The 14,770-nt window shown below is 75.6% G+C and carries 1 protein-coding gene; it reads right to left on the bottom strand.

Annotated features, from left to right (window positions below; genetic code table 11):
- Position 1 precedes the first annotated feature (1 nt).
- Complete coding sequence (locus tag AB0B57_RS03955) at positions 2-14,701, bottom strand: type I polyketide synthase (RefSeq protein ID WP_357064897.1); 14,700 nt, start codon at positions 14,699-14,701, stop codon at positions 2-4.
- Positions 14,702-14,770: the final 69 nt, after the last annotated feature.

Raw genomic sequence — 14,770 nt, 5'->3', positions numbered from 1 at the left:
CTCAGCGCTCGAGGTCGTCGGCGAACTGCACGAGGGCGTCGAGGTCCATGTCGTCGATGCTGATGTCGTCGACCCGGTCGCGGGCGGCGAGCGTGATCGCGGGTTCCGTGGTGGTGACGGCCCGGCCGGCCAGGTGCAGCAGGGTGTCCAGCACCCCGGCGTCGCGGAGGCGGCCGATCGGGATGTCCGCGAGCGCCCGCCGGATCTCGTCGTCGCCGTTCGTGGCCGGCGCCGGCGCCAACTCGGCGAGCAGGTGCCGGGCGAGCGCGTCGGGGGTCGGGAAGTCGAAGATCAGGGTGGCGGGCAGCCGCAGCCCGGCGTCGGCGGCGATGCGGTTGCGCAGTTCGACAGCCATCAGCGAGTCGAAGCCCTGCTCCATGAAACCGATCTGCGGATCCACCCGGTGCGCGGCGTCGTGGCCGAGGACACCTGCCGCGTACGTGCGGACGGTGCCGACCATCCAGTCCGGCCGGCGGTCGAACGGGATCGCGGCGAGCTGCCGGGGCAGGGCCGGCTCGGATCCGGCCGCGGCGGCCGTGGCCCGGCGGGTGGCCGTCGGCACCAGGCCGCGCAGCACGGCCGGCACGGTCTGCTCGCGCAGCGCCGCCAGGTCGAGCCGCACCGGGACGACGTGCGCCCGGTCCCCGCGCACCGCCGCGTCGAACAGCGCCAGCGCGTTCGGCACGGGCAGCGGCCGGATGCCGGAGCGGGCCCCGCGGGCGAGGTCGGCCGCGCCCAGGGCGCCGGTGATGCCGCTGGCCGGTTCCCACAGCCCCCAGGACAGCGAGACGGCGGGCAGCCCGGCGGCCCGCCGGTGCGCCGCCAGCCCGTCCAGCAGGGTGTTGGCCGCGGCGTAGTTGGCCTGCCCGGCGTTGCCGAGAATCCCGGACAGCGACGAGAACAGCGCGAACGTCGCCGGGCGCAGTGGCCGGGTCAGCTCGTGCAGGTGGATCGCCGCGTCGGCCTTGGCGTGCAGCACCCGGTCGAGCCGGTCCGGGGTGAGCGCCTCCACGACGCCGTCGTCGACCACACCGGCGGCGTGCACCACACCGGTCAACGGGTTGTCCGGCGAGAACCGGGTCAGCACCGCGGCGAGGGCCGTGCGGTCGCCGGCGTCGCAGGCCACCACGTCGGCGTGCGTGGCTCCGGCGTCGCGGAGTTCGGCGGCGAGGTCGCCGCTCGGGTCGCCGGTGCGGCTCAGGAGCAGCAGGCGGCGTACGCCGTGGGCGGTGACCAGGTGGCGGGCGAGGAGCCGGCCGAGGGTGCCGGTGCCGCCGGTGACCAGGACGGTGCCCGCCGGGTCGAACGGCACGACGCCGGCCGGCTCGGCGGCCGGGGTCACCCGGTGCAGCGCCGGGGTGAACAGCGCGCCGCCGCGCAGGACGGCCTGCGGGTGACCGGCGGTGAGCGCGGCGGCCAGGGTGGCCCGGGAGGCGGTGTCCCCGTCGGTGTCCAGCAGCGCGAACCGGCCAGGGTGCTCGGTCTGCGCGGAGCGCACGAGCCCCCAGGCGGCGGCACCGGCCAGGTCGGTGACGTCCTCGCCGGCGGTGGAGATCGCGCCGCGGGTGACGACGACGAGGGTGGCGCCGTCGTAGCTGGGCTCGGCGAGCCACTGCCGGACGTCGGCGAGCAACTGCCGGGTGACCCGGTGGACGGCGTCGTCGGCCCCGGCGTCGTCCGGCCCGTGCCCGGGCACGGTGCGGATGACTGTCGCCGGCACCGCCCCGCCGGTCGCCACCTGCCGGGCCAGGGACTCGATGTGGGCGTACTCCTGGACCCCCGGGAGCGAGCTGAGGTCGTGCAGGAGGCCGAGGCCACCCGGGTCGAGAACCGCCCACTCGTCGCCGGGCCGGGCCCCGCCGGGCCGGTCGACGCCGGCCACGCGTTCCCAGCCGAGCTCGTAGAGCGGCTCCGACGCGGCGTCACCGGACAGCGGCCGGGAGGTGAGGGCGTCCACGGTGAGCACCGGCATGCCGGCCGGGTCGGTCAGGGTCAGGGTCACGGTGTCCGGCTGGGGCCGGGTCATGCGTACCCGAACGGTCGTGGCGCCGGACGCGTGCAGCGAGACACCGCTGTACGCGAAGGGCAACTGCACCCGGCCGTCCGCCGGGTCGCCGAGCAGGGCGGGGTGCAGGGCCACGTCGAGCAGGGCCGGGTGCACGCCGAAGCCGGCCGCGTCGGTGGTCTCGGCCAGGACCGCCTCGGCGAGGAGCTCGTCGCCGTGCCGCCACGCCGCGGTCAGACCCCGGAACGCGGGCCCGTACGCGTATCCCCGCTCGGCCAGCGCCGGGTAGAAGGTGGCCAGGTCGACGGGTTCGGCACCGGCCGGTGGCCAGGCCTGGTCCGGCGCGGCGACCGGGGCGTCGGTGTCGGTGGTCATCCGGCCGGTGGCGTGCAGCGTCCACGGCTCGTCACCGGCGTCGGCGCGCGAATGGATGCGGACGTTCCGCTCGCCGTCGACGGTCACCTGCACCTGCAGCCCGCCCACGTCCGGCAGCACCATCGGCGTCTGCAACATCAGCTCGTCGATCCGCCCGGCGGCCACCTGGTCACCGGCCCGGATCGCCATCTCCACCATCGCCGTACCCGGCACCAGCACCCGGCCGGAGACCTCGTGGTCGGCCAGCCACGGCTGCTCGGACCGGCTCACCCGCCCGGTCAGCAGCGCACCGCCACCGTCGGCCATGGTCACCGCGGCACCCAGCAGCGGATGTCCCGCCGCGTCCAGCCCGAGCGCCGCGGCGCCGTCCGTTCCGACGGCCGACCCGGGCAGCCCGGACAGCCAGTACCGCTGGCGCTGGAACGCATAGGTCGGCAGGTCCACGACCCGGCCGGTGCCGCCGTTCACGGCGACCCAGTCCACCGGCACACCCTGGGTCCACGCCTGGCCGACCGCCTCCAGGGTGGACACGCTCTCGTCGCGGTCCGCGGCGCACAACGCGATCACCGCCAGATCCGGCGGGGCGGTGGTCCCGCCACCGCCCGCGATCCCCAGGTAGGCGCGCATCGCGGGCAGGGCCGGGGCCGCATCGGTGAGCCACTGACGGCCGGTCCAGTACGCCGGATCCGACCACTCGCCGGCCGCCGCGCGGACAACCGGAAGCGCCGTACGGTGGAAGGTCAGCTCCGCGGCCGCCGCGCCCTGGGACGCGACCAACCGGGCGGCGTCGGCAAGCGAGAGCACCCCGCTCACGTGCGCCGCCGCGACCTCGCCCACACCGTGCCCGGCCAGCACCGAAGGCCGCACACCCCAGGACTCCAGCAGCCGGAACAGCGCCACCTCGAAGACGAACAACGCCTGCTGCGCGACGTCCGTGCGGGACAGGGCTTCGGCGTCGTCGCCCCACGCGTCCTCGGCCGTCGACCGGCCCGTCACCGCGTCCATCGCCGCGCACGCCTCGTCCCAGGCCGCCCGGAAGGCCGGGAACGTCGCCGCCAGCGACCGGCCCATCCCGAGACGCTCCGAACCCTGACCGGCGAACAGGAAACCCACCCCGTCCGGGCCGGCCGTCGGCACGGCGCCGGAGACCTCACCACGATCGGGACCGACCAGGACCGAGCGGTACGCGAACTCCTGCCGGGTCGTCGCCAGCGAGAACCCGACGTCGGTGGCGGACAGCCCGGTGACCTCGCGCAGACGGTCCACCTGGCCGCGCAGCGCCTCCGGTGAGCGGGCCGACACCGGCCAGGCCACCAACGGCGGCTCGGGCGTCGCGGCGTCCAACTCCTCGGCCTGCTCCTCGATCGGCGCCGCTTCCAGCACCACGTGCGCGTTCGTGCCACTGATGCCGAACGCGGAGACCGCCGCGCGCCGGGGGCGGCCGGTGCGCGGCCACGGCCGGGGCGCGGTCAGCAGCTCGATCCGGCCGGACTCCCAGTCCACCTCCGGCGACGGCTCGTCGACGTGCAGCGTCTGCGGCAGCCACCCGTGCTGGAGGCAGAGCACGGTCTTGATGACTCCGGCGATGCCCGCCGCGGCCTGGGGGTGGCCGATGTTCGACTTGAGCGACCCGAGGTACAGCGGGTCGGCGGCGCGATCCTGCCCGTACGTGGCCAGCAGCGCCTGCGCCTCGATCGGGTCGCCCAGCGTGGTGCCGGTGCCGTGTGCCTCGACCGCGTCCACGTCCGCCGAGGTGAGCCCGGCGTTGGCCAGGGCCTGCCGGATCACCCGCTGCTGCGACAGCCCGTTGGGGGCGCTGAGGCCGTTGGACGCGCCGTCCTGGTTGGTGGCGGAGGCGCGGATGACGGCGAGCACCCGGTGGGAGTTGCGGCGGGCGTCGGAGAGCCGTTCGAGCATCACCACGCCGACGCCCTCGGCCATGCCGATGCCGCCCGCGTCGGACGAGAAGGTGCGGCAGCGGCCGTCGCGGGAGAGCCCGCTCTGGCGGCTGAGCCCGATGATGCCCTGGGGGGTGGACATCACGGCGACCCCGCCGGCCAGGGCGAGCGAACACTCGCCGTGCCGCAGCGCCTGTGCGGCCAGGTGCAGCGCGACGAGCGACGACGAGCAGGCGGTGTCCACGGTGATCGCCGGGCCCTCGAGGCCGAACGTGTAGGCGATCCGACCGGAGACGACGCTGGTGTGCCCGCCGGTGAGCAGGTGTCCCTCGTACCCGTCCGGGACACGGCCGACCGAGGAGCGGTAGTCGGAGGGGTTCGAGCCGATGAACGTGCCGGTGGCGCTGCCCTTCAGCGTGGCCGGGGCGATGCCGGCCCGCTCCATCGCCTCCCACGACACCTCCAGCACAAGCCGCTGCTGCGGGTCCATGGCGGTGGCCTCGCGCGGCGCGACACCGAAGAATCCGGCGTCGAAGCCGGCGGCGTCGGCCAGGAAGCCGCCGTCGCGGGAGTACGTCTTGCCGGTGGCGGCCGGGTCGGGGTCGAAGAGGCCGTCCACGTCCCAGCCGCGGTCGCGGGGGAACGGGGTGATCGCGTCCCGACCCTCGGTGAGCAGCTGCCACAGCTCCTCCGGGGAGCTGACGTCACCGGGCAGCCGGCAGGCCATGCCGATGATGGCGATCGGTTCTGCGCTGTCCACGGTGACCGGCGCCACGGCGACCTGATCGGCCCCGTCGGCGCCGAAGCAGCGCTCGTGCAGGTGGGCGGCGAGCGCGGCCGGCGTCGGGTAGTCGAAGGTGAGGGTGGCGGGCAGCCGCAGCCCGGTCGCGGCGCCGAGACGGTTGCGCAGGTCGACGGAGGTGAGCGAATCGAACCCGAGGTCGCGGAAGACGCGCTCGGGCGGCACGTCGGTGTCGGCGCCGTGACCGAGCACGGCCGCGGCCTGGGCGCGGACCAGGTCGGTGAGCTCGCGGTCGCGGTCGGCCGGCGACATGCCCCGCAGGCGGGCGAGCAGCGCGGAGGTGTCGCGGTCGTTGCCTTCCGGTGGCTCGGCCTCGGTCAGCGCCTCCGGGATCTCGGCCAGCAGCGGGCTGGGCCGCGACGCGGTGAACAGCGTGGTGAACGTGGGCCAGTCCACGTCGGCGACGGCGACGCTGGTCTCGTCGCGGTCGAGGATCTGCCGCAGCGCGACGCAGGCCGCGTCCGGGTCGAGCAGCGGCAGGCCCTGCGCCCGGGCCCGGTCGGTGATGGTCTTGCGGTCGGCGGCGCTGAGGCTGTCCCAGTCGTTGTACGCGTCCCAGATGCCCCACGCGATCGAGGTGGCCGGGAAGCCGTCCGCCCGGCGGCGCTCGGCGAGGGCGTCGAGGTGGGCGTTGGCGGCGGCGTACGCGGCGTGGTTGCCGCTGCCCCAGAGCGCCGCGATCGACGAGAAGAGCACGAACGCGTCGACGCCGTCGTGCCGCAGCAGCGCGTCGAGGTGGTCGGCGCCGGTCGCCTTGGCGGCGAGCACGGCGGCCAGGTGCTCGGGGGTGGCGTCCGCGACGGCGGCGAGTTCGGCGTGCACGGCGGCGTGCATGACGGTCCGGACCGGGTCGCCGTCGGCGTCGAGCCGGGCGAGCAGCGCGGCGACGGACTCGCGGTCGGCGACGTCGCAGGCGGCGACGGTGACCCGGACACCCAGCGCGGTGAGTTCGCGTTGGAGGTCGTCGGCGCCGGGGGCGGCACCGCCGCGGCGGCTGGTGAGCACCAGGTGCCGGGCGCCCTCGTGGGCGAGCCAGCGGGCGATGCGGGCGCCGAGCGCGCCGAGGCCGCCGGTGATCAGGACGGTGCCCTCGGGGTCCCAGCGAGCTGGGGCGGACGCGCCGGAGAGCGGGTCACGCACCATCCGGCGGGCGAGGACGCCGGTGTCCCGGACGGCGACCTGGTCCTCGCCGCCGTCGGCGAGGATGCCGCAGATCCGCCGGGTGACGCGGCCGTCCACGGTGGCGGGCACATCGATGAGCCCGCCCCAGAGTGCGGTGTCCTCCAGGGCGGCCACCCGTCCGAGCCCCCAGGTCTGCGCCTGTACCGGGCTGGTCGGATGGTCGTCGCCGCCGGTTCCGGCCGCACCCCGGGTGAGGGCCCAGACGGGTGCGGCGGCGCCGATCGAGCGCAGTGCCCGAAGGAGGGCGAGGGCACCGGCCAGGCCGGTGGGCACGGCCGGGTGGCCGGGCAGCGGGCGCTCGTCGAGGGCCCAGAGGGAGAGCACGCCGTGTGGCTGGGGCGCGTCGGTCAGGGCGTCGCGCAGGCGTCCGGCGAGGGTGTCGGGGTCGGTGTCGGCCGCCTCGACGACGAGCCGGACGGTACGCGCGCCACGGGCCTCGATCGCGCCGGTGACCGTGTCGGCGAGGTCGTCGGTGAGGTTGCCGGGGACCAGCACCAGCCAGGTGCCGGACAGCACCGGCACCGCGCTGACCGGGACCGGCCGCCACTCGACGCGGTAGCGCCACGAGTCGATCGTGGTGTCCGTACGGCGGCGGCGACGCCACCCGGACAGCGCCGGCAGCACCCGTTCGAGGTCGTCGCGCCCGGCGCGTAGGGAATCGGCGAGCGATTCGAGATCCTCGCGGTCGACGGCCTCCCAGAACCGCGCCTCCACCTCGTCGGTGCCGGTCACCGCGGCGCCGGCCGCGTCCGCCTGGAGCCAGTAACGGCTGCGCTGGAAGGCGTAGGTGGGCAACTCCACCTGCGGTGCGCCGCCGAACAACGCGTCGAACCGGACCGGGATGCCGTAGGCGTGCGCCTCGCCGAGACTGGTGACGAACCGCCGCGCTCCGCCGTCACCACGCCGCAACGATCCGACCGCCTCCGGAATGCCGATGGTCAGCACCGGATGCGAGCTGCACTCCACGAACGTGTCGAACCCGTCCGCCCGCAACACCTCGACCGTCCCCGCGAACTCCACGGTCTGCCGCAGGTTCTGGAACCAGTACTCCCCGTCCATGGTCGACGTGTCGACCACCGACGCGGAGACTGTCGAGTACAACGGGATCCGCGACCGCTGCGGCTCGATCCCGGCGAGCGCGTCGATCAGCTCGGCACGCAGCACCTCGACGTGCGGCGAGTGCGACGCGTAGTCCACCTTGACCGGCCAGACCCGCACCCCGGCCTGTTCCCAACCGGCGACCAGCGCGTCGACCCCGGCCGGATCGCCGGAGACCACGACGGATTCCGCCGCGTTCACGGCCGCGATCGCGACACCCTCCGGCAGCACCGCCCGCACTCGCTCGGGTGGCAACGCCACCGCCGCCATCGCGCCCTTGCCGGCCAACCGGGAAGCGATCACCTGGCTGCGCAGGCCGACCACCCGGGCACCATCGGCGAGCGACAACGCACCCGCGACCACCGCCGCGGCGATCTCCCCCTGCGAGTGGCCGATCACCGCTGCCGGGCTGACACCGAACGACTCCCACAACCGGGCGAGGGACACCATCACCGCCCACGACGCCGGCTGCACCACCTCCACCCGCGACAGATCACCCGACAACTCGGTGAGCAGATCCCAACCCACCACCGGACGCAACGCCTCCGCACACTCCGCCAACGCATCCGCGAACACCGGGAACACCCCGGCCAGTTCCACGCCCATCCCGGCCCACTGCGCGCCCTGACCGGGGAACACGAACACCGGACGGCCCGGCGAGGCCGCGTGCACCACCCCCGACACGCTCGGGGTGCCGGCCTCGATCGCCGCCAGGCCGGCGAGCAGCTCGGTCGGGGTGGCGCCGACCACCACCGCGCGGTGTTCCAGCGCGGCCCGGGTACGGACGAGCGACGCGCCGACGGCGGCCGGGTCGAGCTCGGTGGCGTGCGCCCGCAGCCGGGCGGCCTGGGCGCGCAGGGCCTGTGGGTCGCGGGCGGACAGCACCCACGGCAGCACGCCGTCGCCGATCGCCGGCGGACCGGCGGGCGCCGGACGGGCGGCCTCGGGGCCCGGGAACTCCAGCACCACGTGGGCGTTTGTGCCGCTGGCGCCGAAGCCGGAGACGGCAGCACGGCGGGGCGCGCCGGTCTCCGGCCACGGCAGTGCCTCGGTGAGCAGGGTGACGTCCCCGGCGTCCCAGTCGATCCGGGACGAGGGCGCGTCCACGTGCAGCGTCCGCGGCAGCTGGCCGTGCCGCATCGCCATGACCATCTTGATCACGCCACCGACGCCGGCCGCCGCCTGGGCGTGACCGATGTTCGACTTGAGCGAGCCGAGGTACAGCGGGCGGTCTCCGGTGCGCTCCTGCCCGTACGTGGCCAGCAGCGCCTGCGCCTCGATCGGGTCACCAAGCGTGGTACCCGTGCCGTGCGCCTCCACCGCGTCCACCTCGGCAGCGGACAGACCCGCATCGGCCAACGCCTCCCGGATCACCCGCTGCTGCGACGGACCATTCGGCGCGGTCAACCCGTTCGACGCACCATCCTGGTTCACCGCCGAACCCCGCACCACCGCCAACACCCGATGCCCGTTACGCCGCGCGTCGGACAGCCGCTCCACCAGCAGCACACCGACACCCTCGGCCCAGCCGGTGCCGTCCGCCGCGTCGGCGAACGGCTTGCAGCGCCCGTCCGTGGCGAGCCCCTGTTGGCGGCTGAACTCGGCGAACACGGTCGGGCTGGACATCACCGTGACCCCGCCGGCCAGGGCCATGTCGCATTCGCCCTGCCGCAGCGACCGGACGGCCAGGTGCAGCGCGACGAGCGAGGACGAGCACGCGGTGTCCACCGTGACCGCCGGGCCCTCCAGGCCCAGGGTGTACGCGACCCGGCCGGACGCGACGCTGGCCGAGGTGCCGGTCGCCAGGTAGCCCTCGACGCCCGCGGGCAGCCGGGTCACCCGGCTCGCGTAGTCGTGGTACATCACGCCGGCGAACACGCCGGTACGGGTGCCGTGCAGCGTCGCCGGGTCGAGGCCGGCCCCCTCGACGGCTTCCCACGACGTCTCCAGCAGCAACCGCTGCTGCGGGTCCATGGCCAGCGCCTCCCGTGGGGAGATGCCGAAGAACCCGGCGTCGAAGTCGGCCGCGTCGTGCAGGAAGCCACCCTCCCGGACGTACGAGGTGCTGACGCCCCCGTTCGCGGCGAACAGCGCGTCGAGGTCCCACCCACGGTTTGCCGGGAACGCGCCGACCACGTCGGCGCCGTCCGCGACGACCTGCCACAGGTCGTCCGGCGAGCCCACCCCGCCGGGGAACCGGCAGGCCATGCCGACGATCGCGATCGGCTCGTCGGTGGCCGCCGCCGGGACCGCGCGGGCGCCGGCCGGCGGGGCGGAACCCTCGCCGAGCACGTTGACCAGGTGGGCGGCCAGCCGGGCCGGGGTGGGGTGGTCGAAGACGGTGGTGGCGGCCAGCCGGATCCCGGCGGCGGCGTTGAGCCGGTTGCGCAGCTCGACCGCGGCGAGCGAGTCGAAGCCCAGGTCCCGGAACGACCGGTCGGGCGGCACCGCCCCGACGGAGTCGTTGCCGATGACGGTGCTCGCGTGCCGGCGCACCAGGTCGAGCGCGGCGAGGTCACGCTGGTCGGCCGGGAGGGCGTGGAAGCGGCGGCCGAACTCGGAGTCGGCGGCGGCGCGGCGGCCCCCGGCGGCGCGGCGGCGAGCGGCCGGCACCAGGTCGGCCAGCAGCGGAGACACGGCGTCGCCCGCCTCGCGCATCGCCGCCAGGTCGAGGCGGGCGGCGAGAACCGCCGCCGGTCCGGCGGTCAGCGCCGCGTCGAGCAGCGCCAGGCCGTCCGCCGTGGACATCGGGGCGATGCCGGTACGCGCCAACCGGCGCCGGTCGCCCTCCGCGAGGTGGCTGGTCAGGCCACTGGCCTCGGCCCAGTAACCCCAGGCGATCGATACCGCGGGCAGCCCCTGGTCGCGGCGGTGGGCGGCGAGGGCGTCGAGGTAGGCGTTCGCCGCGGCGTAGTTCGCCTGCCCGGCGGTGCCGAGCGTCCCGGCCGCCGACGAGAACAGCACGAACGCGGCAAGTGGCGCGTCGGCGGTCAGCTCGTGCAGGTGCGCGGCCGCGTCCGCCTTGGGGCGCAGCACACCGGTGATCCGGTCGGTGGTCAGGGCGGGCAGGACGCCGTCGTCGAGCGCGCCGGCCGTGTGCACGACGGCGGTGAGCGGATGCCCCGGGTCGACCAGGCGCAGCGCGGCGGCGAGCGCGTCCCGGTCGGCGACGTCGCAGGCCACGATGTCGACGTGCGCACCCCGGGCGGACAGGTCTTCGACGAGGCCGGCGGCACCCGGCGCGTCCGGGCCGGTGCGGCTGAGCAGCAGCAGGCGCCGGATGCCGTGCGCGTCGACGAGGTGGCGGGCGACGAGCGCGCCGAGGGTGCCGGTGCCCCCGGTGACGAGCACGGTGCCGGACACGTCGAGCGGGTCACCGCTTCCCGGTGGCACCGGCGACAGGCGCGGGGCGTGCGGTACGCCGTCGCGCACGGACAGTTGCGGTTCGGCGCAGGCGAGGGCGGCCCCGATACCGGGCAGGCTCGGATCGGCGGGTCCGGCGTCGAGTTCCAGCAGCGCGAACCGGCCGGGCTGTTCGGTCTGCGCGGACCGGATCAGCCCCCACACGGCGGCGTGGCCGAGGTCGCCGCGGCGGGTGACGAACGTCAACCGGCTGCGCGCGTGGCGCTCGTCGGCGAGCCAGTTCTGGGCGAGCGTCAGCGCGTGGGCGGCGGCCCGGTGCGGGCCGGCGTCGGCGGGCATCTCGGCGAGGACCACGTCGGCGGCGGGCCCCTCGTCGGCGGGCCCGGTCGCGCCGGCCGGCAGGACCGCGACGCTGGGCGCGTCGACGCCGGTGAGCGCGGGGACCGGCACCCATTCGGTGTGCAGGAGTGTGCCGGCGGACGCCTGCGGGGCGGCGCCCGGTGCGCGCAGCGCGAGCGACTCCACGGTGGCCACCGGCTCGCCGTCCGCGTCGGCCAGCCGTACCGTGACGGTGCCGTCGCCGGTCGGGGTGACGTGCACGCGTACCGTCTCGGCGCCGGTGGCGTGCAGGGTGACACCACTCCAGGCGAACGGCAGCCGCAGCCCGTCCGAGTCGCCGGACGGGAGCAGCACGGTGTGCAGGGCGGCGTCCAGCAGCGCGGGGTGCAGGCCGAAGCCGTCCGGCCGGTTGCCGTCGGGCAGCGTGGCCTCGGCGTAGACGGTGTCGCCGTCGGTCCAGGCGGCGGTGAGCCCCTGGAAGGCCGGGCCGTACCGGTAGCCACGGTCGAGCAGGCCGGGGTAGAAGTCGTCGAGCGGGACGGGCTGGGCCCCGGCCGGCGGCCAGGCGCGCAGGTCGAACCCGGGCGCGACGGTGGACGGGATGAGGGTGCCACTGGCGTAGCAGATCCAGGCCGCTGTCTCGTCGGCGGCGCGGCGGCCGTGCACGGTGACGGCACGCCGGCCGCCGGATTCGGCCGCGCCCACCGCGATCTGCACGTCGACACCCGCGCGGGCGGGGATCTCGAGGGGCGTGTGCAGGGTGAGGTCCTCGACGACCGGGCTGCCGATCTCGTCGCCGGCCCGGGTGGCCAGTTCCACGAAGGCGGCGCCGGGAAACAGCACGCGCCCGTCGACGGCGTGGTCGGCGAGCCACGGGTGGGTGGCCAGCGAGACCCGGCCGGTGAGCAGCGCGCCGTCGGCTCCGGCGAGGCGGACGGCGGCGGTGAGCAGCGGGTGGCCGGCACCGCCCGGTCCGCCGGGGGTGGGACGCAGCCAGTAGCGCTCCCCGCCGAAGGGGTAGGTGGGCAGGTCGATGATCGGGCCGTCGCCGATCAGCCGGGCGAAGTCGACAGGCACCCCGGCGACGAAGGCGTCCCCCAGGCTGGTCAGGAACCGGTGGGCGCCACCGTCGTCGCGGCGCAGGGAGCCGATGCCGGTGGTCAGCACCGGGTGCGAGCTGCACTCGATGAGCGTGTCGAACCCGCCCGCCCGCAACACCTCGACCGTGGACGCGAACTCCACGGTCTGCCGCAGATTCCGGTACCAGTACGCCGCATCCATCGTCTCGGTGTCGAGCACACCCCCGGTCACCGTCGAGTAGAAGGGCACCGCCGACGCGCGCGGAGTGATCGTCCGCAGCGCGTCCAGAAGCTCGTCGCGGAGCACCTCCACCTGCGGTGAGTGCGAGGCATAGTCCACCGCGACGCGGCGCACCCACACCTGCGCGGCCTCCCAGCGCGTCACCAGGGCGTCGATCTCGCCCGGGTCGCCGGAGATCACCACCGAGGTGGGGCCGTTGACGGCGGCGACCGCGACACCGCCGGTCAGCGCGGCCCGCACCTCGTCCACCGGCAGGCCGATCGCGGCCATCGCGCCCCGGCCGGCGAGCCGCGCCGCGATCACCTGGCTGCGCAGGCCGACGATCCGGGCGCCGTCGGCGAGCGACAGTGCGCCGGCGACCACGGCGGCGGCGATCTCACCCTGCGAGTGGCCGACGACCGCGGCGGGGGTCACCCCGAAGGACTCCCACAGCCGGGCCAGGGACACCATGACCGCCCAGGACGCCGGCTGCACCACCTCCACCCGCGACAGGTCCCCGGCCAGCTCGGTGTGCAGATCCCAGCCCACCACGGGTCGCAGAGCCTCGGCACACCCGGCCAGCGACTCCGCGAACACCGGGAAGGAGGACGCCAGCTCCAGACCCATGCCGGCCCACTGCGCGCCCTGGCCGGGGAACACGAACACCGGACGCGCGGCCGACTCGGCCACCCCGTCGCCGGGCACGATCGAGCCCAGGCCGGCGACCAGGTCCTCGCCGGTCGACGCCACCACGACCGCGCGGTGACCCAGCAGGGCCCGGGTACGGAGCAGGGACCGGGCCACCGTGGCCGGGTCGGCGTCCGCCGTCGAATCGCGCAGCCGCCGGGCCACCGCGAGCAGCGCCTCCGGGCTGTCGGCGCTGAGCACGAACGGCAGTGGCGTGCGGGCCGGGGTGGAAGGGGCCTCCGCGTCGGCGGGCTCGTCGGCCTGCTCCAGGACGATGTGGGCGTTGGTGCCGCTGATGCCGAACGACGAGACCCCGGATCGCCGGGGCTCGCCGGTCTCCGGCCACGACCGCGCCTCGGTCAGCAGCGACACGCCGCCGGACTCCCAGTCCACATGGGAGGACGGAGGGTCGGCGTGCAGCGTGCGCGGGAGCGTGCCGTGCCGCATCGCCATGACCATCTTGATCACACCGGCCACACCGGCGGCCGCCTGGGTGTGCCCGATGTTCGACTTGACCGACCCGAGCCACAGCGGGCGGCCCGGCTCGCGGCCCTGCCCGTACGTGGCCAGCAGCGCCTGCGCCTCGATCGGGTCGCCGAGCCGGGTGCCGGTGCCGTGCGCCTCCACCGCGTCGACCTGCGCCGGGGTGAGTCCCGCGTCGGCCAGCGCGCGGCGGATGACGTCCTCCTGGGCCTCGTCGTTCGGCGCGGTCAGGCCGTTCGACGCGCCGTCCTGGTTGACCGCCGAGCCGCGGATCACGGCCAGGACCTGGTTGCCCTGCCGGCGCGCCTCGGAGAGCCGTTGCAGCAGCAGCATGCCGACGCCCTCAGCCGGTCCGAAACCGTCCGCGGCGTCGCCGAAGGCCCGGCATCGGCCGTCGGCGGACAGTCCCTGCTGGCGGCTCAGGCTGACGATCCAGTTCGGTGCGGCCATCACCGTGACACCGCCGGCCAGCGCCATCTCGCACTCGCCGTGCCGCAGCGCCCGGACCGCGAGGTGCAACGCGACAAGCGACGACGAGCAGGCCGTGTCCACGGTCACGGCCGGGCCGCGCAGCCCGAAGGTGTACGCGATCCGGCCGGACAGCACGCTTGTGGTGTTGCCGACCGCGAGGTATCCCTCGAGGTCCTCGGCGGCCGGGTCGCCGTGCCGCGGCGCGTACTCCTGGGGGGCCGCGCCGACGAACACGCCGACGTTCCCGCCGTGCAGCGCGGTGGGGGCCACCCCGGCGCGCTCCAGCGTCTCCCACGACGTCTCCAGCAGCAGCCGCTGCTGCGGGTCCATCGCCAGTGCCTCGCGCGGCGAGATGCGGAACAGCCCGGCGTCGAACCTGGCGGCGTCGTCCAGGAAGCCGCCGCCGCGCAGGTAACTCTTGCCACCGGCCAGCGGATCCGGGTCGTACAGCCCGTCGAGATCCCAGCCCCGGTCGCCGGGCAGCGCCGAGATGCCCTCCGCGCCGTCCGCCAGCAGCTGCCAGAGCTGCTCGGGCGAGCCGACGCCGCCGGGGTACCGGCAGCCCATGCCGACGATCGCGATCGGCTCCCGCCGGCGCTCCTCGGACGCGGTCAGCCGCTGCCGGGTCTGGCGCAGGTCGGCGGTGACGCGCTTGAGGTAATCGCGGAGCTTGTCTTCGTCGGCACTCGTGGCAGGCATGAACGCAACTCCCGGACGATGGGTGTGGGTGACTCGCGGGTAGCGCCGAGCCGGCGTGGAGTCGGTGTG

Source organism: Micromonospora sp. NPDC049101, assembly GCF_040648675.1.
Taxonomy (GTDB): domain Bacteria; phylum Actinomycetota; class Actinomycetes; order Mycobacteriales; family Micromonosporaceae; genus Micromonospora.
The sequence above is the reverse complement of the archived record's forward strand: the minus strand, read 5'-3'. Positions and strand labels throughout refer to the sequence as shown.

Bases quoted from the DNA above. Each gene is read 5' to 3' on its own strand.
- AB0B57_RS03955 (WP_357064897.1), bottom strand. From the start codon at position 14,701: ATGCCTGCCACGAGTGCCGACGAAGACAAGCTCCGCGATTACCTCAAG.